General features: G+C 67.3%; 17 protein-coding genes, 1 tRNA gene and 1 pseudogene. 4 read left to right on the forward strand and 15 right to left on the reverse strand.

Features of this window, described 5'->3' with window-relative positions:
* Nucleotides 1-22 precede the first annotated feature (22 nt).
* Complete coding sequence (locus tag BQ7388_RS08805; RefSeq protein WP_234946908.1) at nt 23-1,009, reverse strand: threonine ammonia-lyase; 987 nt, start codon at nt 1,007-1,009, stop codon at nt 23-25.
* A gap of 175 nt (nt 1,010-1,184) precedes the next feature.
* A complete protein-coding gene (tadA, locus tag BQ7388_RS08810; RefSeq protein ID WP_072500290.1) occupies nt 1,185-1,694 on the reverse strand; it encodes a tRNA adenosine(34) deaminase TadA in 510 nt (169 codons plus the stop codon).
* Nucleotides 1,695-1,756: 62 nt separating this feature from the next.
* Here tadA and BQ7388_RS08815 point away from each other — a divergent pair.
* Nucleotides 1,757-1,847: transfer RNA gene (locus BQ7388_RS08815), tRNA-Ser, on the forward strand.
* 204 nt (nt 1,848-2,051) lie between these two features.
* Nucleotides 2,052-2,603 (forward strand): LemA family protein, encoded by a 552-nt coding sequence (locus BQ7388_RS08820; RefSeq protein ID WP_009278234.1) that lies wholly within the window; start codon nt 2,052-2,054, stop codon nt 2,601-2,603.
* A 116-nt stretch (nt 2,604-2,719) separates the two neighbouring features.
* Here BQ7388_RS08820 and BQ7388_RS08825 read toward each other — a convergent pair whose 3' ends face one another.
* The 7 genes from BQ7388_RS08825 to BQ7388_RS08850 all read right to left on the reverse strand — a co-directional run bounded on the left by BQ7388_RS08825 (nt 2,720) and on the right by BQ7388_RS08850 (nt 9,945).
* Nucleotides 2,720-4,009 (reverse strand): hypothetical protein, encoded by a 1,290-nt coding sequence (locus BQ7388_RS08825; RefSeq protein ID WP_234946909.1) that lies wholly within the window; start codon nt 4,007-4,009, stop codon nt 2,720-2,722.
* Nucleotides 3,954-4,448: a hypothetical protein gene (locus tag BQ7388_RS08830; protein WP_072500292.1), complete on the reverse strand. Its 495-nt coding sequence runs from the start codon at nt 4,446-4,448 to the stop codon at nt 3,954-3,956. The genes BQ7388_RS08825 and BQ7388_RS08830 overlap by 56 nt, the downstream gene beginning before the upstream one ends.
* An 8-nt stretch (nt 4,449-4,456) precedes the next feature.
* Complete coding sequence (locus tag BQ7388_RS13255; RefSeq protein ID WP_200781456.1) at nt 4,457-5,113, reverse strand: metal ABC transporter permease; 657 nt, start codon at nt 5,111-5,113, stop codon at nt 4,457-4,459.
* Complete coding sequence (locus BQ7388_RS13260) at nt 5,047-5,316, reverse strand: metal ABC transporter permease (protein ID WP_268794049.1); 270 nt, start codon at nt 5,314-5,316, stop codon at nt 5,047-5,049. Before BQ7388_RS13260 ends, BQ7388_RS13255 begins: the two co-directional genes overlap by 67 nt.
* Nucleotides 5,316-5,984, reverse strand: coding sequence for an ABC transporter ATP-binding protein (locus BQ7388_RS08840; protein ID WP_072500293.1), 669 nt, complete (start codon nt 5,982-5,984; stop codon nt 5,316-5,318). The genes BQ7388_RS13260 and BQ7388_RS08840 overlap by 1 nt, the downstream gene beginning before the upstream one ends.
* On the reverse strand, nt 5,977-6,825 hold the full coding sequence (locus BQ7388_RS08845) for a metal ABC transporter solute-binding protein, Zn/Mn family (RefSeq protein WP_197414972.1): 849 nt from the start codon (nt 6,823-6,825) through the stop codon (nt 5,977-5,979). The genes BQ7388_RS08840 and BQ7388_RS08845 overlap by 8 nt, the downstream gene beginning before the upstream one ends.
* Nucleotides 6,826-6,963: 138 nt before the next feature.
* Nucleotides 6,964-9,945: a glycoside hydrolase family 3 N-terminal domain-containing protein gene (locus tag BQ7388_RS08850; RefSeq protein ID WP_234946910.1), complete on the reverse strand. Its 2,982-nt coding sequence runs from the start codon at nt 9,943-9,945 to the stop codon at nt 6,964-6,966.
* Between the two features lie 489 nt (nt 9,946-10,434).
* Here BQ7388_RS08850 and BQ7388_RS08855 point away from each other — a divergent pair, with 489 nt between their 5' ends.
* Nucleotides 10,435-12,270: a magnesium transporter gene (locus BQ7388_RS08855; protein ID WP_072500295.1), complete on the forward strand. Its 1,836-nt coding sequence runs from the start codon at nt 10,435-10,437 to the stop codon at nt 12,268-12,270.
* Nucleotides 12,271-12,349: 79 nt separating this feature from the next.
* A pseudogene (locus tag BQ7388_RS08860) lies at nt 12,350-13,541 on the forward strand (Nramp family divalent metal transporter).
* Nucleotides 13,542-13,639: 98 nt separating this feature from the next.
* Here BQ7388_RS08860 and BQ7388_RS08865 read toward each other — a convergent pair.
* The 6 genes from BQ7388_RS08865 to BQ7388_RS08890 form a co-directional block, all read right to left on the reverse strand.
* Nucleotides 13,640-14,509: a PRC-barrel domain-containing protein gene (locus tag BQ7388_RS08865; RefSeq protein WP_009278243.1), complete on the reverse strand. Its 870-nt coding sequence runs from the start codon at nt 14,507-14,509 to the stop codon at nt 13,640-13,642.
* Nucleotides 14,510-14,645: 136 nt separating this feature from the next.
* Nucleotides 14,646-15,083, reverse strand: a complete 438-nt coding sequence (locus BQ7388_RS08870) for a YtxH domain-containing protein (RefSeq protein WP_062531502.1) — start codon at nt 15,081-15,083, stop codon at nt 14,646-14,648.
* 153 nt (nt 15,084-15,236) lie between these two features.
* Nucleotides 15,237-16,043, reverse strand: coding sequence for a cyanophycin synthetase family protein (locus tag BQ7388_RS12400; protein ID WP_072500296.1), 807 nt, complete (start codon nt 16,041-16,043; stop codon nt 15,237-15,239).
* A gap of 147 nt (nt 16,044-16,190) precedes the next feature.
* Nucleotides 16,191-17,501 carry a hemolysin family protein gene (locus BQ7388_RS08880; RefSeq protein ID WP_072500297.1) on the reverse strand — a complete coding sequence of 437 codons (1,311 nt, stop codon included), beginning with the start codon at nt 17,499-17,501 and terminating at the stop codon, nt 16,191-16,193.
* 81 nt (nt 17,502-17,582) lie between these two features.
* Nucleotides 17,583-19,640 carry a DUF6541 family protein gene (locus tag BQ7388_RS08885; RefSeq protein WP_072500298.1) on the reverse strand — a complete coding sequence of 686 codons (2,058 nt, stop codon included), beginning with the start codon at nt 19,638-19,640 and terminating at the stop codon, nt 17,583-17,585.
* 158 nt (nt 19,641-19,798) lie between these two features.
* Nucleotides 19,799-21,874, reverse strand: a complete 2,076-nt coding sequence (locus tag BQ7388_RS08890) for an elongation factor G (RefSeq protein WP_062531506.1) — start codon at nt 21,872-21,874, stop codon at nt 19,799-19,801.
* Nucleotides 21,875-21,967: the final 93 nt, after the last annotated feature.

The raw sequence follows: 21,967 nt of genomic DNA on the forward strand, positions 1-21,967 counted from the left end.
CGACACGCGATGCCAAGTCGGCCTACCCCTCGTCGCCGAAGTCCTCCTCGAGGATGGCCGAGAGCACGTCCGCGTCCAGGTTGCCGCCGCTTATCACCAGCGCGACGTTGTGGCCGCCCACGAGCTCCGCATGCTCCCGCACGGCAGCGACCACCATGGCACTTCCCGGCTCGATGCTCAGCTGCTCGCGGCTCACCATGAACTTGAAGGCGGAGCGGATGGACCTCTCGCTCACTATGATCATCTGGTCGAGGAGGTCGGGCAGCATGTCGAAGGCAATCTGTCCCACGCCGCCCACGATTGCCTCGCAGACGGTCCTCCCCGAGGTCGGGTAGCGGTTGTAGCAGACTCCGTCGCGCAGGGACTGCAGCATGGCCGGGCAGGCGCTGGTCTGCACGCCCACGATGCGCACGTCGGGCCTCATGGCCTTCGCTATGGTGGCGATGCCGGTGATAAGCCCGCCACCGCCCACGGGCACGACGATGGTGTCGACCTCTGGGTTCTGCTCCAGGACCTCGAGCCCGATGGTCCCCTGGCCGCAGTACACGCGCGGGTCGTACTCATAGGGGTCCACGAAGAACATCTCGTTGCGGTCTATGTAGTTGATGCCCAGCGTGATGGAGTCGTCGTAATCCGAGCCCAGCATCATGGAGCGGGCGCCGTAGTAGCGTATGCGGTCGGTCTTGGAATGCGGCGTCCCCATGGGAACGACCACCATGCAGTCGCGGATTCCCAGCTCGCGGGCGGCATAGGCGACGGCAACGCCATGGTTGCCCGTCGAGACCGTGCCCACGCCGTGCCGGCGCTCGCGGTCGCTCAGCCGCGACATGGTGTTGTAGGCGCCACGAATCTTGAAGCTCTTGCCGATCTGCTGGCTCTCGAGCTTGAAGAAGTAGCGCGTGTCTCCTCCGTTGAGATAGACGGCCTCCTCCAGCGGGGTCCGACGCACGTGGTCGCGAATGTGCTCGTATGCCTCGCGTACGTCGTCCGCGTCGAACCACTTGCCCATGCCCATAAGCCCCTTCGCCCGGAATACAGACAAAGATACTTCACTATTGGATAAACAGCGAGAAAAACTGCAGTTACGTGGCGGACGAGCGGTCGCACGGGCAGGGCATGCGTGGCCTCATGCGCCCTAGACGACGTCCGTAAGCGGACGAGCCGGCTCCTGAGCCCGCGCGACCCTACTCGTCCGAGGCCACACCCCTCGCGGCACGCTGCTCCGCACGGCGGGCGCGGAAGAAGTCGCGAAGCAGCTGCGCACACTCATCCTGCAACACGCCACCCACCACCTCGAACTCGTGGTTCAGCCGTCCGTCGTGGCTCACGTCATAGAGCGTTCCCAGCGCGCCGCCCTTGGGGTCTGGGGCACCAAAGACGCAGCGGTCTATGCGGGAGTTGACCATGAGCCCCGCGCACATGAGGCAGGGCTCGAGCGTCACGTAGGCCGTGCAGCCCGTAAGCCGCCAGCGACCCAGCGCCTGCGACGCCTTCACCAGCGCGCTGAACTCGGCATGGGCCGATGGGTCATGGTCGAGCTCGCGCCGGTTGCGACCGCGTGCGACCACCCTTCCGTCGCAGACCACGACGGCGCCGATGGGCACCTCTCCCTCCTGCGCGGCAAGGCGGGCCTCCTCGATGGCCTCGCGCATGAAGGCCTCGTCGACCTCGCGCCGTCGCTCCGCTTCGGCCATCGTCCCCTAGCCTCCCCTCTTCTGCATGGGCTCATGCGCTAGGATATATCCGCGCACCCATTGGAGGGGTGGCAGAGTGGTTGATTGCAGCGGTCTTGAAAACCGTCGAGCGGTAACCCCGTTCCGAGGGTTCGAATCCCTCCCCCTCCGCCATGCGCATCAGCCAGGTCGCCCAGGTGCCTCCCGGTGCGATGGCGTCAGTCCCCTGCCTTACGGTCGCGTCGACATTGAACCCCCGCAATCCGACTTCGTTGCCCCGCGGACATCACATGCCGTCAGGACCACGTCCCAGGTCGAATGTGGGCGGGTCCGGGTATACTTGTCTGACAGGATACGAGCCGCGAGAAGGGAATCGCCATGACGCTCGCCATAATCATCATCGCACTCATCGTGGTGGTGGGAATCTGGTTCATCTCGATCTACAACGGCATCGTCCAGAAGAACAACCGCTGCGACAACGCGTGGGAGACCATCGACACGCAGCTCCAGCGCCGCAACGACCTGATCCCCAACCTGGTCGAGGTCGTCAAGGGCTATGCCAGCCACGAGTCCCAGACCCTCGAAGCCGTGATCAAGGCCCGCTCTGCCGTGAGCTCCGCCGTCACCCCCGAGGACAAGATGGCCGCCTCCAACCAGCTGACCCAGACCCTCGGACACCTCTTCGCCGTCGCGGAGTCCTACCCCGAGCTCAAGGCCAATGCCAACTTCCAGCAGCTCCAGGGCGACCTGACCGACACCGAGAACCGCATCAGCTACGCGCGCCAGAGCTTCAACGACTGCGTGCTCGAGTACAACAACGCCGTCACCACCTTCCCCGGCAACATCGTCGCCGGGTCCAAGTTCCCGCGCCGCAAGGGCTTCGAGGCCGCCGACGCCTCCGTGCGCCAGGCGCCCCAGGTCAAGTTCTAGAGCCTTAGCCTCCTTCCCCCTCGCACGAGCGGAGCCCGGCCGGATCATCCCGACCGGGCTCCTTCTTTAGGCGAGAATGCCCCGCACCTCGCGTGGCGCGCAGTGCCAGCCCGGGGTTATGCCACGCCGGGGGCGTCGTCCGTCGTGCCCGCCGGCGTCTCGTCGGCATCTGCCGCTTCCGCCGGAGCGTCCTTCTCACGGGAGGCGTCCACGCGCTCGGGGTCGGCACCCTCGGCCGCCGCCGACGCCTCGCACTCGTGGCCAACCGCGGCGGACGTCCCTTCCCTTGTGGGCCCCGTCTCGGGGCGGACAGTTGCGACCCCCTCACCCCCGACCTCGTCCTTGTCCGTGGCGGGAGTGCCTGCGCGGTCGTCGCTCATGCCGTCGTTGACGGGCGTCGAGCCCTCCTCGATGGGCACGCCAGGATAGCGGTCCTCGGGGTCGTGCGTCAGCGTGCTGAAGCTGCCGTCGACGTAATAGACGTACCAGACGCTGCCCTCGTGCACGATGCGCTCGATCCTGGGGCCGCGCGTGAAGTCCGCCTCCTCCTCGTCTCGGGACTCCGCCGCATGTTCGTGGTCGCGCTCGACCTCGTGGTCGCCGTTCCGCTCGTCGTCGTGGGCATGGCCTCCGCCACCATGCCCCACCTCGGCGTCGCTCCCCCAGCCGTTCTTGCCCTTGGGACGCGCCTCGGGGTGCTGGACCAGGTACTTGAGGGTGGCGACGACGGCGCGCGGGTCGTTGCCGTGGAAGGTGTCCCCACCGTCCTTGCAGAACTGGATGATCGTCTGGATGGACACGTAGTGGTAGTGGTCGTGGTGGGGAATCACGAAGCCACCGGCGGCCTCGTCGTAGTCGACGGAGTGGACCACGTTGCCATAGTTAATCTGGTCAAGCGGAACCAGAAGCGCGGCGTCAACGTCCTCGTAGCGGAAGCTCTCGCCCGGCTTGAGGGGCTCGAAGTGGCGCCCCATGTTGGGGTCGTACTCCGTGATCTTGATGTCAGGGTAGGCGGAGGAGGGGTCCTCGTAGGCCACGCTCTCGGAGCCGTCTGCGTGGTGCAGGTGCCAGTGGTTGTTGTGGTGCTCGATGGATAGCACGCGCTTGGGGTCGTTCTTGTCCTGCTTGATGGGGGCGACGGGGCCCGCAGGCTTCGAGGCGCCCGCCTTGCCGCGCGAGCGGGGCGCGCCGTTCCCAGCCGCGCCACCCCGAGCGCCGCGACCCACGTGCGAGACATGCCCGCCATGGCTCCCCTCGAAGGTCCCTATCTTGATCTTGGGGAAGGCGCGGGAGGGATCCTCGCGGCAGATGAACTCACTGCCGTCCTCCGTGTAGGCGTGGTAGTGGTCGTCATGCTTGAGGATGCGGACGATGGGCTGGCGGGCGAGCTCGTCCAGGCTCACCATCCTCACGAGTATGCGTGGGGGTACAGTGCGCTCGGGTCCTCGTAGGTGACGAACTCCCGTCCGTCCCGACGACCTTCGCCGTGTTGCTGAGCTGCGAGCCGCTCTTGGCCTGGCTCGGGTCGCTGTAGGTGATGATCTCTCGCCCGTCCTTGGTGAAGACGTGCCAGTGGTCCCCGTGCTTGACCACCTTCACGATCTGGTCTGAATCCACCTCGGGGGCGTCGATGAGGACCTCGGTGGTGTCGTCCGTGGCGAAGGACACGTCCGCCTTGCTCGCAGGGTCGTCTTGGCGCAGTACCCGAGCCTGCTCCTGTGCCGCGGGTGCCTGCCGGCCACCCGACGCGGGAACGCCAAGCCCGCGACCACCCAGCGCCGCGACGACGGTCGCCGCGGCAATGGCACCGGCAAGGCCCAGGCCTGCCTTCCTTACGTTGTTCATAGGTACCCCTATCTTCTCTTGGCGAGCATCGCCACTGATAAAGCAAGCACTGCGATGAGCACGATCACAGATCCGGGCCTGAGGTTCTGGTGGTACGAGACCGCAAGGCCCGCATGGACGAAGGCGAGCGAGAGGGCTATGGAGAGGGGCAGCGTCCCCCTGTAGCTGCGTGCGAACTGCATGGCGCAGATGACGGTCTGACATCGCGCTCTCCTTAGCTCATCTTGATGCCTGTAGCTGCGTGCGAACTGCATGGCGCAGATGACGGGTATGACCATCAGCGACGAGACGATCAGCGAGCCGATGGTCTTTGCCGCCACGCTTACCGTGATGGCGACGAGGAACGAGAACGCCAGGTTGAGCGCCCGGCCGTCGATGCCCATGAGAGGGGCCGCGACGGGGTCGAAGGCGCTCAGGTAGAGGCGGTCGTAGATCAGGCGGTAGGTGACCAGCACCACAGCCGCCACGACGAGCACCAGCGCGAGCTCGAAGTCCCCGATGGTCACGATCGAGCCAAAGAGGTAGGAGCTGATGGCGTTGCTCCCGCCCGTGAGGCTCGTGAAGATGCCCGCGAGTCCGATGGCGGTCGCAAGCACGATCACGGTCGAAATCTCCTGGTAGGCCTTGAGGCGACTGCTGATGAGCTCGACCCCCAAGGCTGCCACGACGCAGGCGACCACGGGGAACCAAGGAGCGGGTCGAAGCCCAGGCAGAGGCCTATGGCCACGCCGGCGAGCGAGGCGTGTGAGAGCGTGTCGCCCATCATCGAGAGCCTCTTGAGCAGAATTGGCAGGCCTATGAGCGGCAGGATCACGGCCAGGACGCTGCCCGCGAGGTAGGCGCGCCGCATGAACTCGTATTCGAACATCACGCGCCGACGTCTCCTTCCGACAACTGAACGACCTCCTCGATGCTGCCGTCCCTGAGCCTGATCACACGGTCGGCACGGCCCTCGAGCTCGTCCGGATGGTGGGTCACGACCAGCACTGCCTTGCCCGCGTCCGCCATGTCCCTCAGCACCTGGAAAAGCTCGTCCGAGAAGCTGGCGTCCACTCCGTTGGTCGGCTCGTCGAGGAGAATGAGACGGGCGTCCTTGAGAAGGGCGACGAGCAGCCCCACCCGCTGGAGCTGCCCACCCGAAAGCTGGTCGAGCGCCTTGTCGAGCGAGCCCTCCAGGCGCACTTGGGCCAGGAGCTCGCCGACGTCGGACTTGATTCCCAGTTGCCGGCAGTGGACCTGGAGGAGCTCGCGGACGGTCGTGGGAAAATGGCGGTAGCCACGCACGGAGTCCTGCGAGACGTAGGCGACGCGCGGGTAGTGGCGGTGCGTCACGGGACGCTCGCCCAGGACGAGAAGCTCCCCCGCGTCAGGCGCAAGCTCGCCCAAGAGCAGCCTCATGAGCGTCGACTTGCCCGCTCCGTTCCTGCCCACCAGGGCGACCAGCTCGCCAGGGCGCAGGCTCAAGTCCAGGCCGGCTATGACGGGGACGCCCTCGTACGAGAACTCGAGCCCCCGCGCGCGCACCAGCTCACACATCAAACGACTCCGCCAGGGCGTCGAGGTTGCGCCTCATGAGCTCGACGTAGCCAAGCCCCATCTCCTCCTCGCTCAGGTTCTCCATGGTGTAGAGGGTCGAGGTGGTGGCGCCGGTGCTCCGCGCCAGGGTCTGCGCGACCTTGGGGGTCGCGCTCCCCTCGAAGAAGATGGTGTCGATGCCATGCTGTCTCACGAAGTCGGCGATGGTCGCAAGCTGGGCCGCGGACGGCTCGTCCTCGGGAGAGATGCCCGTCACGGCCACCTGCCGCAGGCCGTAGTCGTGCGCCAGGTAGTTGAACGCCGCGTGCGAGACCACGAAGTACCTCTCGCCCGCCTTGCCCTTGTCCAGGCGCTCCTGGAAGCTTTGGTCGAGCTCGTGCAGCTCGTCGATGAGCCTCTGCGCGTTTGCCTGGTACGTGCCCGCCCCGTCGGGGTCCATCGCGCTCGCCCGGTCGCGGATGAGCTCGACCTCGTGCTGGGCGTTTCTCACGCTCAGCCAGGTGTGGGGGTTGACGCTCGAGCGATCGTCCCCGTCCGAGTCCTTGCCCCGAAGCAGCGTGAGGCCCTGCGAGAGGTCGAGGAAGCGACCGTCGTCACCCTCGGAGCCCCTGAGGTCGTCCATGAAGTCCTCCATGCCTGCTCCGTTGTAGATGACGAGGTCGGCCTCGCCCAGCTCGGCTCGGTCGCCAGCCTGAAGCTCGAAGTCGTGGGGCTCCTGGCTGCCCTTGATGATGGTCCGCACCTCCATGCGGTCTCCCACCACCTGGTGCGTGAGGTCTGCCACGGGATAGAAGCTCGCGTACACCACGGGCTTGTCGCCGCCCGAAGAGCTCCCCCTCATGCTTGCCCCCTCCGCACAACCCGTAAGGGCGAGCGCCATGGCCCCGGCGGCCAACAACGCGCCCGGGGAGAGGAACGGTGGCCCCCCCGATTGGGCACCTTGTCGAAATCGGTCCTTTTGGAGCGGGAGCGAGCGGCCCTACGCCCTGCGACGGCGGCGGATCCTCATGGCGGCGCGGACGACGACGGTCCCCGCGACAAGCGCGTCGACCAGCGAGACGACCACCAGCACGAGGGAGGTCCCCTTGGTCTTGGCGGGACGGTCGAGCGTGGCCTCGCCCGCCGCGGCCGCCGCGTCGTTGTAGCCAAGGTTGGACGCGCGGGCGTTGAGCCAGGTGTAGAGCACGTCCTTGCTGGCCGCCCGCAGGCGCCGGCGGAAGTTTGGGGTGGTGGTGTCAAGGGCGAAGCCGCCATCGTCAAAGACGCCGTCCATGAAGAGGCTGCCGCCGGCACGAAGCATCTGGTCGGCGTTCATATAGGCGTGATGGTCGCTGTAGTCGGTTATCACGGAGCCGCGGAAGCCCCACTCGCCGCGCAGCACGCCATCGACGAGAGCCTCGCTGCCGCCCGCCCAGATGGCGCCGATGCGATTGTACGAGCTCATGACGCCCGTGCAGCCACCGTCCTCGACCGCCCTGCGGAAGGGCTCGAGGTAGAGCTCCCTCAGGGACTGCTCGCTCAGCCAGGTATAGAGGGAGTCGCGATAGGAGTCCTGCTCGTTCAGGGCGAGGTGCTTGAGGTAGGTGTAGGTCCCCGCCTGGCGCGCGCCCTCGATGGTACGGGCGGCCATGACGCCGGACACGAGGGGGTCCTCTGAGTAGTACTCGTAGTTCCGCCCGCCCAGGGGCGTGCGATGCAGGTTGCAGGCGGGGGCGTACCAGCCGTCGATGCCCAGCATCGCGCACTCCATGCCCACCGCCTGACCAAAGCGCCTTGACAGGGAGGGGTTCCATGTCTGTGCCAGCGTGGTGGGGTTGGGGAAGCCCACCCCCCAGCGGAGCTGGTTGAAGGAGGACGCCTGGGACGAGCCGTCGAGCTCCTTGCTGCGAGGCTTTCCTATCACGCCGAGCTCGGAGGTGTGGGAGTAGCCGTGCAGGACCAGCTGCTCCATCTGCCCCTGCGAGAGCTGTCCGAGCAGGGAGTCCCAGCGCTCGTCGTCGTAGTCCTCGCCCAGGGCGCGGCCCAGGGCGGTGAGCCTGCCGTGGCGCTCGAGCGCATAGAACCTCGCCTTGGCCTGCGAGGGCTGTTGGGTCATCTGGACCTCTCCGTCGTACCGGGAGTCCTGCGCGCGGGCCTGACCCGCGTCATAGCGGTTGAGGATGCGGACGGCGTCGGGCATGGTCCGGTCTACGTCACGGTTCTTGGGAAAGCTGCCCCTGAAGTCCGCCCGCGTGAGGAGTCTCAGCGGCGACCCCGTGCTGCTGCCGTCGATGGAGACGCCGGCCTCGGCCGAGCTGCCCGTGAAGCGGTTCGAGACCCGCGCCCCCGTCCTCGCGTCGTCTGGGTAGGGGTGGTCGTGCGGCAGCTCGTAGCTGACGCTCGCGTGCGCGCAGGTCGCGAGGGTGTGCGCGTCTCGCTTGAGCTCGATCCTGTAGCTCCCGCGCTCGAGCTCCCAGCCGGCAAAGCCGTTGCCATTGGCGTCATAGCAGTCGTAGCTCGCCAGGGACCGCACGTCGAAGCTCAGCGTGACGTCCTGGCTCTGGCCTGGCTGGAGCTCGTCGGTCTTCGCGAAGGCGACGAGCTGCGTCGACGGCTTCTCGATCCCGCCATGCTCGTAGGGTGGCGTGGCGTAGAGCTCGACCACGTCCTTGCCCGCCCGCGAGCCCGTGTTGGTGACGTGCACCACGGTAGTCACGCTTCCGTCTGGGTCAAGCTCCCCGCCCCTGAGGGGGTCGCGCGAGACCACCTGCCAGGAGAAGTCCGTGTAGCTCAGGCCGTGGCCGAAAGGGTATTGGACGACGCCGTCGTAGCCCTCCCCATGGCTGGTCCTCTCCCCCTCCCAGAAGCCCTCCGCGTCCGCCGTCTCGTACCAGCGGTAACCGACGTAGATGCCTTCGGCGTAGTCGACGAAGCGCACGGAGTCATAGGCCTCGCGGGTGCCCACGTTGCCGTTGAGCGTCCCGTCGGCCGGGTAGCAGCCCCCTGCGTCGAGGTAGTGGCCCTCGCCGTCCGCTCCCGCGTTGGCCCAGCTGGGGGCTGTGGAGAAGTCGTACGCGTAGGTGTCCGTCGTGCGGCCGGATGGGTTCACGTCCCCCCAGAGGGCCCTCACCACGGCTCGCGCGCCCGTCGTCCCGGTGGCGCCCACCAGCATGCAGGCGTCCACCCCCTCGACGGACTCGACGACGCCGAGCTCCATGGGGTTGGTCGAGTTGACCAGCACGACGACGTTCTGGTAGTTGGCGGCGACGTAGCGGATGAGCGCCTCCTCCTCGGGGGAGGGCTCGAGATAGTGCCGGGCCATGCTCCGCTTGACGGGACCGCCCTTGGTGGTGACGCGGAACTGCTCGCGCGGGCAATCGATGCTCTCGCCGCTCACGCGACTCAGCACCACGATCGCGGTGGAGGAGTACTCCCTCGCCTCCTGGAGGAGCTCGGGGGTGTAGAGCCCCTCGTCCTCGACGCTCGGCTCGTAGAGCCGGCAGAACTCGTAGTCATGGGTGTTGAGCGACCCGTTTGAGAGAAAGGGCCTCTCGCCCTGGAAGTTACGGTACATCTTGGCGAGCGCCTCGTTGTAGGCGATGCCCTCGTCGGTCAGGGCCTGCAGGATGCCCTCGCACTCCCCCGCCACGCCACCCGAGCCCGAGCCGCCGCCCACCCACTGGGTCGAACCCCAGCCGAAGACGTTCACGCGGTCGACGTCGCGAGGGAGGGGAAGCACGTCTCCCCTGTTCTGCACGAGCACCAGGCCCTCGGCCTCGACCTCCTCCGAGAGCTTCTCGTCGCGGGCCATCTGGGCCTCGACGCGCACGTCTGACACGTCGACCTCGTCGCTGCTCAGGTAGGAGTCGATCGTCTCGCCGAAGCGCACCGCAGCGACATTGGCGGCGACCACCAGGCCGATTCCCAGGCCGGCCGCCACGCGCAGGGCGATGCGGCACCTGCGTCCCGCATCGGGGGACAAGGACGCGCCACCGGGCCTTCCGAACGTGGGGAGGCGTGGAAAGGCGCGCGTCATCTCCGCCCGACCTCATCCTCGGGAGAGGCCGCAAGGAAGTGCTTGGCTTGCAGGGTCCTCACCTCGCGCCCCCTTCTCTGACTGCGGGTCCACCCCAGGAAGTATCCCACATCAGCTGGCTCGCGCGGCGTGCCCCTGGACGGGAATGGGCGACGGGACGGTGCGCGGGATGGCGCATGACCTTCCTGCGTGGTGATTGGCATTCGTGGGAGTTCTGGCAGCTCGACGCGTGTACAATGCTCAAGGCGCAGGCAGGTGGCCATTTCGACCCCGCCTTGTGACGAGAAGAAGCTACGAGAAGGGTCATTGATGAAACCTCGACCTCACAGTCGATGACCCCTCGGTGCGTCCTGGTTGGTCTCACCGCGGGGTACCCCCGGCGAAGGCGACGCGATCCACGGCGATGCGCGGCGACGGACCAACGAAGGAGCACGCATGATCTATCTGTCCCAAATGCTGGGCAACCCCGTTTACGACCTCGACGGTGAGAGGATTGGCAGGGTCAACGACCTCGGCATCGCCACCGGCGAGGTATTTCCCCGCGTGACCTCGCTCGCGGTCGAGGGGCCCGGCAAGACACCGTTCATGATCTCGTGGCGCAAGTACGTAGGCTCCTTCGACGACGAGGTGCGACTCAAGGTCGTCTCGACCGACATCCGCTTCTCGTACCTCCAACCCAACGAGGTCCTCATCGCCCGCGACCTGCTCAACAAGCAGATCGTCGACACGCGCGGCATGCGCGTCGTGCGCGTGAACGACCTCAAGCTCTCGGACACCAGCTCCTCCCAGCTGCGCCTCCTCGGCGCCGAGGTGGGCGTCCGGGGAATACTGAGGTCCCTCTCGCCTGCGTTCGAGCGCGCGTCCCTCAAGATCGCCCGCGTCTTCGGGAAGTCCATCCCCGAGCGCATCATCGCCTGGAACTACATGGACCTGGTGGAGAGGGACCTATCCAACGTGAAGCTGTCGGTCTCGCACAAGACGCTGGACGAGCTTCACCCCGCCGACGTCGCCGACATCATCGAGAGGCTCGACCCGCGCCTGCGCGGCCAGGTCTTCGCCCAACTCGACGACGAGCAGGCGGCGGACGCCATGGCCGAGCTCGACGACGACCAGATGGCAGCCGAAATCGTGGGCGACATGGAGGAAGCCACGGCGTCGCGCATGCTGTCGGAGATGGACCCCGACGACGCGGCCGAGCTCGTGAGCGAGCTCGACTACGACAAGGCAGAGAAGCTGCTTCGGCTCATGGGCGTACAGGAGCAGAAGGCCATCCGCCAGCTCCTGGGGTACCGCGAGGACACCGCCGGCCGCATCATGACCAGCGAGTTCGTCCTGGTGGACGAGACGGGCACCGTAGACGACGCCATCACGGCGCTTCGTGGTCTGGACGAGAACTTCGAGTCCGTCCGCTACGTCTACACCAAGGACGAGGAAGGCCGCCTCGCCGGCGCGGTGAGCCTGAACGACCTCATCGTCCATGGCGGCCAGACCGTGCTGTCGGACATCGCCGAGAGCGAGCTCGTCGTGGCGAGCCCCGACGACGACCAGGAGGACGTGGCCAAGGACATCGCGAAGTACAACCTCCTGGCCATGCCCGTCGTGGACGACGCGCGCAAGCTGCTGGGCATCGTCACGGTGGACGACGCGCTCGACGTCATGGAGGAGGAGCACGAGGAGGACCTGCAGATCGCCGGTGCGGCGAGTCGCGACGGGGACGGGTCGCGCGGTGGCCACGACCTCGTCTGGCTGCTCAGGAACGAGCTGTGGTTCGCCTTCTGGATGCTGGGCCTGGCGGCGCTCGCCCTGGTCGCGGGGACCAACGGGGCAAGCGACACGACCCTCCTACATGCGCTGGCGCTGCCCGTGGCCGTGATTGCCGCGAACGACTCCATAAGCTACGTCACCAACTTCTTCCTGGGCTACGACCCTGACGACGAGGACGCGCCGTCGCTTCTGGGCTTCACCATCAAGGGGCTCGGCCTGGGGCTTCTCTTCTCCGCGCTCGTCCTGCTCGTCGCCGGCGGCATCAAGGCGGCGCTCTTCGCGAGCGGCCTGGGCGCGTACGACCCGAGCTTCCACGGCTTCGCCTCCGCGGCCGTGAGCGTTATGGCGTCGTTCCTCTGCGCGCCGGCATACCTCACCATCCTGCGCGTGAGGGACGCCAAGAACCTCGAGACCTCGGGCCTCGCGCTCCAGGCAACGGCCATGGCCGTTGCGATCGTGGTGTACGCCGTCGCACTCGCATGCCTCCCCGGCGGGCTGGGGGCCTAGGGTGGCGACGGCACGACGGGCGGCGGGAGTCGACGCGGCGCCCACGAGGGGGCAGCGGCTCCGCTCGACGCTCTCCGTGATGGGACCCGGCATCCTCACCGCCCTGGCGGGGATGGACGCCGGGAGGCATCGCGACCTTCTCGTCCGAGGGCGCGCGCTACGGCTTTGGCATGCTCTGGTCCATCCCGCTCACCTGCCTGCTGCTTGTCGTGGTGCAGGAGACCGCCGCGCGCATGGCCTGCGTGACGGGCAAGGGCTTCGCCTCCCTCATCCGCGAGCAGTTTGGCATCCGCATCTCGACGGTCGCCATGCTGGCCGTCATCCTCTCGAACTTCTCCGTCACGGTGTCGGAGTTCGCGGGCATCGCCTCGGGCCTTCTGCTCTTCGGCATCCCGGTCTACGTCTCGGTGCCCGTGGCCGCCCTGGCGTCGTGGCTCCTGGCCATGTCTGGATCCTACCGCCACATCGAGAAGGTCCTCCTCACCATCTCCGCCGTCTTCGTCACCTACGTGATCACCGGCGTCGTGGTGGGACCCGACTGGGGCAAGGCGCTTGGCAGCACGGTCGTGCCGCAGATGTCGGGAGACCCCGCCTACATCTCGCTGCTGGTGGCAAGCATAGGCACCACGATCTCGCCCTACATGATCTTCATGGTCTCGAGCAACGTTGCCGAGAAGAACCTCGACGAGGGCGACATCCTTGGGCAGCGCGCCGACAACGTGTCCGGCGCGCTCGTCTCGCAGGCCATCGCCTGGTTCATTGTGCTCACGACCGCAAGCGTCCTCTTCCCCGCGGGCGTGGTGATTCAGGACGCTGCCGACGCGGCCCAGGCGTTGGTTCCGCTCGCGGGCAAGTACAGCGCCGTGCTCTTTGCCGCAGGCCTTGTGGGGGCGTCGTTCCTCGCCTCCTGCGTCATGCCCGGCATCACCGCGGGTGCCGTGTGCGAGGCCTTTGGATGGGAGAGGGGCACCGACCGCAGCTGGAAGGAGGCCCCCGCCTACCGCGGCATCCTGACGGCCATCGCCATCCTGAGCGCCGCCCTGGTGCTGCTCCCGGGAGCGAACCTCTTCGGCATCATGATGGCAGCACAGATCGTGAACGGCGTGCTCCTGCCCGTGCTCCTGGTATGCATGGTAAACATCGCAAGCGACCGCCACGTCATGGGTCGCTGGGCCAACGGGCGCATCTGGAACGCGCTAACCTGGTTCACCATCGTCGCCGTGGTGGTCCTCACGGTGATCATGTTCGCGCTCCAGGCGATGGGATACTAGGCTGTCGGGACGCGGAGGCGCCCTGGCCCGCGTACCCCGGGGACGGCCGATGGGTAGGCCGCAGGACGATCTTCCCGCGAAGGCCGAGGGCGCTTGGCCTACTTGCTCGCCTTGCGATACTCGTCCATGAAGGAGCCGAACATTCCGCCGGCCTTCTTCATCTGGCGGCCCACGGCTCGTGCGCCGTCCGCGCCCGTGTTCTTCCGCGAGGTCTTCTTTGCCCCTGGCTGGGTGGCCGTCGCCTTCTTGGGCTCCAACCCACCTTGCGCTGCCCCCTCCACGGACCTTCTGGCCTTGCCGATCGCGCGGCCAAGCGCGCTGGACCCCCTGTCAAGCGCCTGAGAGGCCGTCTCGTCGGCTCGTGCCGCGACCTTCCTTCCGGCGATCTGCGCCCTGGCGCTCGCCTCACCGGCCTTCGCCGCGGCACCACCGCTCAAAGAGAGCCGAGACGCAGCGTCGTCCACCACCATGTAGCCGCCTCGGTAGCCCCTGAGCATGGACGCGGGGACCTGAACCGAGCCCACGAGCGACTGGGCCACGCCGCCGTCTCCCACGGCAAAGCTCTGCACGCGACCGGTCCCGGCGTCGTAGGTCGCGTCACCCACGTAGCCCAGGACGCGACCTCGCTCCGTCTTGGCATCCATGCCCGCCCACATGACGCAGGAGTCCCATTCAAGGCCCAGCCTGCCACGGGCCCCGTCATCCAGCGCCAGCCCCGCGTCCTTCGTCAGGAATATGGCGTCCTCGCCCGACCGGAGCGAGTCAAGTGCCAGGAAGGCGTCGGGGCGCCTGACCATCCCCGCGATGTCGGGGCGCCTGACCATGTAGCCTACCAGGGACCTGCCGTCGGGGGAGAAGACCGCGGCATGCACCCTGCCGACTCTCCTGCGCCGAGGCTCGCCGCCCGCCTTGCGGGCAGGACGCAGCTCGTACACCTTCCTGCCCATGAGCTCCGAGATCCTGGCCATGCCCTTCTCCCCTCGATGGCTCCCGAACCGGCTGCCGGAACGTTCCGCGCGCCTCTCGCGCCGCGCGCACGAAACCAAGCGGGGCGGGCGACGTCAAAACGTCCGCCCGCCCCCAAACGCAGCGTTCGAAGGAGCGCTACCCCTCGTCCGTCGCATCGTCCTCGACGACCTCCACGTGGACCGCGGAGTCCGACGCCGTCGCCTCGGCGGCAGCGCTGACCTTGTCGGCGACGTCCGAGACCGTCTCCTGCACCTGCGTGGAAGCGTTGGTCACGGCCTCGGAGAGCGAGTCGCGCAGCTGGTCCATGCGCTCGCGGGCCAGGTCGACCTTGGCGCGCAGCTCGTCGGTGGTGGCGTCCATGCCCGGACGGACTCCGGCGATCTTGTCGTTGACCACGCGCGAGCCGCGCTCGTATGAGTCGACCGCGCTGTCCCACGCGTCATTCATGGCGTCGGCGGCCATGGCTCGGCTCTCCGCGCCGGGACGAGGCGCCATCAGGATTCCCGCCGCGAATCCGGCCGTCGCTCCCGCGAACAAGCCTGCCACGAATCCAAGTGCTCCCTTTGCGCTCATGTCTTCCTCCCGTCGTTTCCCAGCCAAGGCCGAGAGATCCTTCCCGTATGCGGAGACAGACCGCCCCTGCATGGTGACACCATCCTAGCCGACCTGGGGCTACCAGAAGCGCAAATGCCCGGAGGAGTGCGTCGCGGTCGGTGACCGCGTTTCCTACCAGGGGAGCTCGACCTCAACGTCCCCGCCATCCGTGACAGGCCCCGGCTCGTCGACCGTCTCGACGAAGGGGGCCTGCGACGAATCGAGGACGTCGCCTGCGTCCCCGGAACGCTCGTCATCGCTCGAGCCGAGGCTTTCCTGGGCCGACTGCCAGGCCTCGGGNCGGGCGCGTGCCTGGTCGGCGGCAGCCGCTGCGGCGGCCTCAGCGAGGGCCCTCCTCTGGGCGAGCTCGTCCTCGCGCTGGGCCAGGAGCTCGTCCCTTCTCTTCTCCACCTCGGCGTCAATCTCTTCCTGGACTTCGCGCTCGTATGCCTCGGCAGGCTCGTCGCCCAGGCTCTGGACCAGTCCGGTCAGGCCCTCGGCGATGGCGTCGACGTCAGGGCGCGGCCCCTCTCCCCCGCCAAAGGCCCAGTCCATGACCCAGACGGCGCTGGAGAGCGCGGCGCACACCAACACGTCGTCGGGGCAGGAGAGCTCGACGTCGTAGGTGCGCGCCTCTCCCGGGACGGGGTAGGTGCGGCCAGAAGAGACCTCCGCGGAGGCGGCGGAGCGCGAGAGCAGCTCCACCGTCACGTGCTCGAGGAGGTGGGCCAGCTCGGTGTTGCCCATGACCTCCTTAAAGGTCTCGCTCGCGTCCCCCAGGCAGGCATGCTCGACGATGTGAGGCATGAGCTTGTAGACGCGCGTGGTCCCCTGCAGGTCCTCGCTGGTCATGAGCGGAGCCTCGTCCGAGACGCGCACCCGGGCAACGAGGTTCTTGAGGCCGACCTCGACCCGCAGGATGTCTATGAGCTGTGCCATGGAGCTGCCTTTCCTAGGAACCGCATGCGTCCATACATTGTAGTCAAAGGCGAGGAGGACGCCCCGCGCGCAGGTTGGGACGGGAGCCTTGCAGGGCCTCGTCGGCGAGACGCCCCACGGCACCTGGTGGCGCGCCGCGCCTGCCACCTAGCCCTGCGGCTCGTCTCCGGTCGTTGGCTCCGGGGCCGTGACCCTGAGCAGGGCGATGCGGCGGCCGCGCACCGACTGCACCAGGAACCTGTAGCCATCGACCTCGAAGGCATCGCCCGGCTTGGGGAGGCCGTCGGCTATCTCGAGCACGAAGCCCGCGACCGTCTCGTACTCCTCGCGGTCCTCGATGGGCCAACCGAGCTCGATGGCGTCGTCGATGCTGAAGCGGCCGTCCACCAGCCACTCGCGCTCACCCAGCTGGGTGAGGTACTTGTTGTCGGGGTCGAACTCGTCCTCGATCTCGCCCACGACCTCCTCGACGATGTCCTCGATGGTTATGACGCCGGCCGTGCCGCCATACTCGTCGACCACGATGACCATCTGGTCGTGGCTGGTGCGCATCTCGGAGAGCAGGGGGATGATGTCCTTCGTGTCGGGCACGAAGTCGGCCCCACGCATGTAGCGGGCGATCATGTTGTCTCCCGCGTCCTCCTCGAGGACGGGGCCGAGGAGGTCCTTGATGTGCGCGATTCCCACCACGCGATCGACGTCCTCGTGATAGACGGGAACGCGGGAGTAGCCCGTGCGGCGCATGAGCTCGATCACGTCGCCCACCGTGGTCGAGTCCTCGACGGCCGTCATGTCCACGCGGGGCACCATGACCTCGCGGGCGATGGCGTCACCCAGCTCGAAGATCTCGTGGATCATGGACTTCTCTTCGTCCGTCAGGTCGTCCGCGTCGGTGACCATGTACTTGATCTCGTCCTCGCCCACGTTCTGCCGGTCGTCGGCGCTAGCGATGCCGAGGAGCGCGGCGAGGCCATTGGTGCTCGCCGCCGTGAGCGCGACGAGCGGACGGGCGATGACGGCGAAGTTCCTGAGAGGCCCGGCCACGCTCTTTGCCACGCCCTCGGCGTCGGCCATCGCGATGCGCTTGGGCACGAGCTCGCCCACCACGATGGAGATGTACGAGACCAGAAGGGTGATGAGCACGGTGGCGAGGACGTGGGCCAGGTCCATTGGGACGCCCCAGGACGCAAGCTGGCTCGCGAGGGGACCCGAGAGGCTCGTGGCCGCGAAGGCGGACGAAAAGAAGCCGACCAGCGTGATTCCCACCTGGATGACCGCGAGGAAGTCACCCGGATGCTCGCTCATCTGGGCCGCGCGCGCCGCCTTCTCGTCGCCCTCGTCCGCGTCATGGTCGAGTATGACCTTGCGTGCGGTCGAGAGGGCCATCTCGGCCATCGAGAAGTATCCGTTTACGAGTATGAGGAGCGTGGTGACAGTAACGCTTATGGCTATGTCCATGCGCGGATGCGCAACCTCCCTGTTCAGCTATGGTCCCCAGAAGGATACCAAAGGCCAGGTCGGTTACGTCGGCACGAGGATTTAGGCGGCACTTATGCGATAAAGCGCCATATCTCCCTGCCTCATCACGAGCTCGAAGCCCGGGGTGCCCTCGTTGACGGAGTCGATGCCCTTCCAGAGGTCATGGTCGTAGTTCCAGAGCATCGAGTAGGCCTTGTCCTCCTTGAGGTGCTCGAACCTGATGACGTAGCGCGCGCCGAGCTGGTTGACCGCCGCCCTCACCTCGGGGTCGTCGGCAACGTGATCGAGCCTCGCCCTCACCGTCGCCTCTGCCCCGCCATCCGCACCTATCCCCTCGCTGAGCTCCCTGAAGTAGACGCGCATGCCCGCGTCTCCGTACGCATAGGCGCTGCCGTCAAAGGGGTTGTTGATCACCAGGGCGTCCGCTCCCCCCTCGGCCTCGATCAGCTTCTGGCAGTTGCGGGCAAAGGCGCGCTCTCGCGTGGTGTAGAAGCCGTACTGCGAGTACGCCTCCTGGACCTGCAGCCTCGTCTGCTCGACCTGGGTCTCGATCCGTCCCGAACTCGGAAACGCGCTGAAGGTGAGGGTGGGAATCCTGACCCCGGGATAGAAGACGAGGATGGCGAGGGCGGCGAGGGTTCCCGACGTGAGGGCGGACGCGGTAAGGTGCGAACCATCCCCGACCCGCACCCCCAATGCGCGAGAGACGCCGGTGACGACCCAGTCCATGCCCAACGCCGCCAAAGGGACGGCGCACAGGGCGGCGACGGCGGCGACGCGAGGCGGATCCGAATACCAGAAGCCCGAGAGCAGCTGCTTCGCCAGGCCGCCCATGGTCGCGTTGCCAAAGACGATGCCCGCAGCCGCGACGTAGGACACCGACATCCAACGCAGTCTCCTGTTCCTCAGAGTCCAGACCAGACCCAGCAGCACGAGGAGCGCAAGAAGGGGCTGTCCCAGGTCGGGAACGAAGAAGGCCTGGTAGGCAAGGGTCGCGACGTTCACGAGGGCCTCCCAGGGAGAGATGCGATACCCCCAGAGCCCGAAGCCGACCACGTCGGACATGAACGGCGCCCGATTGAGCGCAAGCCAGACGAGACCACAGGCCACGACCCAGAGGGCTGCCACCAGCCCGGATGGCAACTCATGCAAGAGGACCCTCAGGACGCCGCCCGAAGAGACGATGCGCGCCGCGACGTAGGGAACCAGGATGACGGCGGCCACGAAGATCGCGTTTGGCTGCGTGAGGGCGAGCGCCACGCCGCCCACGAGGAAGAGTGCGAGCGCCCTGAGGCGCGCGGGGCGCTTCCACGCAGGCTCCACGAAAAGCATGAAGGCGACGACGCAGGGAAACACGAGGGAAAATCCCGCGAGGTTGGGGTAGATGGGGCCGAACTTCATGAAGTACCAGGGGAACGCCATGAAGCTCACCGTGGCGAGCGCGCCGGCGACAAGGGGGCGGCGCTTGCCACGAAACGACCAGGCAAGGAAGACGAGGGTGCCCAGCGGCCACACGAAGGACGAGATGGTCACGTTCACCGCGTTGATCGCGACCGAGATCTCTGTGACTCCCATCTGCACCACCAGGGTGACGGCGGCATGCCAGCCTGCAGGATAGAAGCCCGGAAGAGCGTAGGGGTCGACGGAAAGGTCCTGGGAAAGCAGGTACGGACCCATCCTCAGAGACGAGAAGGACTGCGTCGAGACGAACGCCCTGATGCTGTTGATGTGGTGAGCCAGGTCCCTGCCCGTCATCACGGCGTTGGCGCTGGGAAGCATCCGCACGAACATGAACGTGGTGGCCACCAGGCCCATCGCGAGGTAGAGGGCGATCATTCCCCAGCCAATGCGGGGGAGGTCGGGCAGCCGGAACGAGCGGCCCAGGAGGGCAAGAACCGCGAGGAGGAGGGAGAGGGGGAGGAGGAGCGTCAGGGGTTGGGCCGCAACGCCCAACGTCCCATACAGGATGCCGGCGAGGGCGATGAGCCCAAAGGAAGGCAGGGGCGCCATGCACACGGACCAGCTCCTGGAAAGGCCGAGGGCCCGTCCCATGAGATAGCCCGGGACGAAGATGACGGCGCAGGACGCCAGGACGGCAGGGAAGAGCTCGCTCCACATGGTTCAACCAACCTAACGGCTCGCAGGGTTCCGTCAGACAAGAATAGACCAGACGCGCGGGACGGAGGCAGGCACCCGCCAAACCGCAAGCGCGAGGGGGTGCCGCCGCAAGGGCGACACCCCCATCCTGTGACCCGCGCGGCCCGCCTCGCCTGCCGCTACCTGCCCTCTGCGCGCCTCTCGGCATACTCTGCCGCGAGCTTGGCCTGCACGTCGTGGGGCACCTGCTCGTAGCCCGAGACCTCGAGCTCGAACTCGCCCGTCCCGCGCGAGAGCGAGCGCAGGCGCGTGGCGTAGTCGGTGACCTCGGCGTAGGGAATGGTCGCCTCGATGGTGGTCATGCCCTGCTCGCCCTGGCCGCTGGCGGCCGACATGCCCTCGACGCGGCCACGAGAGGCGGACACGTCACCCATGATCGAGCCGGCGTAGCTGTCGGGCACGGTGATGCTCATGTGGGCCATGGGCTCGAGCAGGACGGGCTCTGCCTGGCCTATCGCCTTCTGGAAGCCAATGCGCGCTGCCGTCTTGAAGGCCATCTCGTTGGAGTCGACAGGGTGGTAGGAACCGTCGTACACGGCAACGCGCACGTCGATGAGGGGGTATCCAGCAAGGACGCCGTCCACCATGGTCTCCTGCACGCCCTTGTCGATGGCGGGGATGAAGTTGCGCGGGATGTGCCCGCCCACGACCTCGTCCACGAACTCGTAGCCCGCTCCGGGGTTGGGCTCGACACGCAGCCAGCAGTCGCCGTACTGGCCGGCGCCGCCGGTCTGCTTCTTGTGACGACCCTGGGCGCTCGCGACGCGGCGGATGGTCTCGCGATAGGGGATGCGCAGCTTGACGGTGTGAGCCGTGACGCCCGCGCGCTCCTCGAGACGGTCGAGGAGGACGGAGACCTGCGCCTCTCCGATGGCGGAGATGACGGTCTGCCCGGTCTCCTCGTCGCGCTCGACGCTCAGCGTGGGATCGGCGGCCGCGCTCTTCTCCAGGAAGGCAAAGACCTTGCCCTCGCTCCCGCGCTCGTCCGGCTCGACGGCGATGCGATAGAGGGAGTTGGGGAAGCGGAAGGCGGCGGCCTCGACCTTCCCGGTGACCGAGAGGGTGTCGCCGGTCATTGCCTCGAGCTTGGGAACCACGCAGACGTCGCCCGCCGCGACCGACTTGACGTCGGTGGTCTCGCGGCCGCACATGCTGTAGAGGTGACCCAGCCGCTCGGTCTTGCGGGTGCGCGCGTTCATGAGCTCGATGCCGGGCGTGAGCGTGCCGGCCAGGACCTTGACGAAGGAGAGGCGCCCGTTCTGCTGGTCCTGCAGCGACTTGAACACGAAGGCGACGGGGCGATCGTCGTCGGGAGAGATGTCCAGCGTCTCCCCGTTGACCAGGGGCACGCGACCGAAGTCGGCCATGCTGGGGAACCACGCCGCCACGTCGTCCATGAGCGAGATGACGCCCTCCTCCTTGACGCAGGAGCCCGCGAAGACGGGGACGAAGATGCGCTGTGCGATGGCGGTGGCGAGAAGGGACTCGAGCAGCTCCTGGCTGATCTCGCCGCCCTCGAGGTAGGTCATCATGGCCTCGTCGTCCGCCTCGACGACGAGTTCGGTGAGCTGCGCGTGGGCCGCCTGGGCGGCCTCGAGGAACTCGGCGGGGACCTCCCCCACCACGGGCTTGCCGTCCACGAGGTGGCGTGACCTCATGTGCACGACGTCGATGATGCCCGCGAAGGCATCCCCAGACCCCATGGGGATGGTGACGGGGGCCAGGCGGTTGCCGAAGCGCTCCTGGGCCGTGAGCAGGGCGGTGTCCCAGTCCGCGTCGGAGCGGTCCAAGCGGTTGATGAAGAGCGCGCGGGCGAGCGAGAGCTCCTCGGCGGCGAACCAAAGGCGGGTGGTGATGGTGCCAGGGCCGCTCGCCGCGTCGACCATGAAGAGCGCCGTCTCAGCCGCGGCGAGAGCGCCATAGGCGTCGCCGACGAAGTCAGGGTAGCAGGGGGCATCCAGGACGTTGATCCTTACGCCGTTCCACTCGACCGGCGCGATGGTGGTCGAGATGGAGAAGCCGCGGGCGCCCTCCTCGCTGTCGTAGTCAAGCGTGGGCTTAGTGCCGGCGTGGCCTCCCAGACGGGTCGTCTTGCCCGTCAGGTGAAGCATGGCCTCGGCCAGCATGGTCTTGCCCACGCCGCCTTGGCCCACGAGTGCGAGGTTCTTTACCCTCTCGTTAGACGAATCTGCCATGGTTCCTCCTCGAGCCGCAAGTCTGGCGGCGACGCCGAGGGGAAGAACGCGACGGCGAAGCCACCGTGCACCTATGGACGACAAGCGCCCGGC

It is taken from the genome of Olsenella phocaeensis (assembly GCF_900120385.1).
GTDB lineage: Bacteria > Actinomycetota > Coriobacteriia > Coriobacteriales > Atopobiaceae > Olsenella_I > Olsenella_I phocaeensis.

What these genes read in the sequence shown, in the direction of transcription:
- BQ7388_RS08825 (WP_234946909.1), bottom strand. Translation starts at nt 4,009, where the DNA reads ATGGTGAGCCTGGACGAGCTCGCCCGCCAGCCCATCGTCCGCATCCTC.
- BQ7388_RS08880 (WP_072500297.1), bottom strand. Translation starts at nt 17,501, where the DNA reads ATGGACATAGCCATAAGCGTTACTGTCACCACGCTCCTCATACTCGTA.
- BQ7388_RS08885 (WP_072500298.1), bottom strand. Translation starts at nt 19,640, where the DNA reads ATGTGGAGCGAGCTCTTCCCTGCCGTCCTGGCGTCCTGCGCCGTCATC.
- BQ7388_RS08820 (WP_009278234.1), top strand. Translation starts at nt 2,052, where the DNA reads ATGACGCTCGCCATAATCATCATCGCACTCATCGTGGTGGTGGGAATC.
- BQ7388_RS08890 (WP_062531506.1), bottom strand. Translation starts at nt 21,874, where the DNA reads ATGGCAGATTCGTCTAACGAGAGGGTAAAGAACCTCGCACTCGTGGGC.
- BQ7388_RS08870 (WP_062531502.1), bottom strand. Translation starts at nt 15,083, where the DNA reads ATGAGCGCAAAGGGAGCACTTGGATTCGTGGCAGGCTTGTTCGCGGGA.
- BQ7388_RS08845 (WP_197414972.1), bottom strand. Translation starts at nt 6,825, where the DNA reads ATGAGGGGGAGCTCTTCGGGCGGCGACAAGCCCGTGGTGTACGCGAGC.
- BQ7388_RS08865 (WP_009278243.1), bottom strand. Translation starts at nt 14,509, where the DNA reads ATGGCCAGGATCTCGGAGCTCATGGGCAGGAAGGTGTACGAGCTGCGT.
- BQ7388_RS08855 (WP_072500295.1), top strand. Translation starts at nt 10,435, where the DNA reads ATGATCTATCTGTCCCAAATGCTGGGCAACCCCGTTTACGACCTCGAC.
- BQ7388_RS08805 (WP_234946908.1), bottom strand. Translation starts at nt 1,009, where the DNA reads ATGGGCAAGTGGTTCGACGCGGACGACGTACGCGAGGCATACGAGCAC.
- BQ7388_RS13260 (WP_268794049.1), bottom strand. Translation starts at nt 5,316, where the DNA reads ATGTTCGAATACGAGTTCATGCGGCGCGCCTACCTCGCGGGCAGCGTC.
- BQ7388_RS08830 (WP_072500292.1), bottom strand. Translation starts at nt 4,448, where the DNA reads ATGAACAACGTAAGGAAGGCAGGCCTGGGCCTTGCCGGTGCCATTGCC.
- tadA (WP_072500290.1), bottom strand. Translation starts at nt 1,694, where the DNA reads ATGGCCGAAGCGGAGCGACGGCGCGAGGTCGACGAGGCCTTCATGCGC.
- BQ7388_RS08840 (WP_072500293.1), bottom strand. Translation starts at nt 5,984, where the DNA reads ATGTGTGAGCTGGTGCGCGCGCGGGGGCTCGAGTTCTCGTACGAGGGC.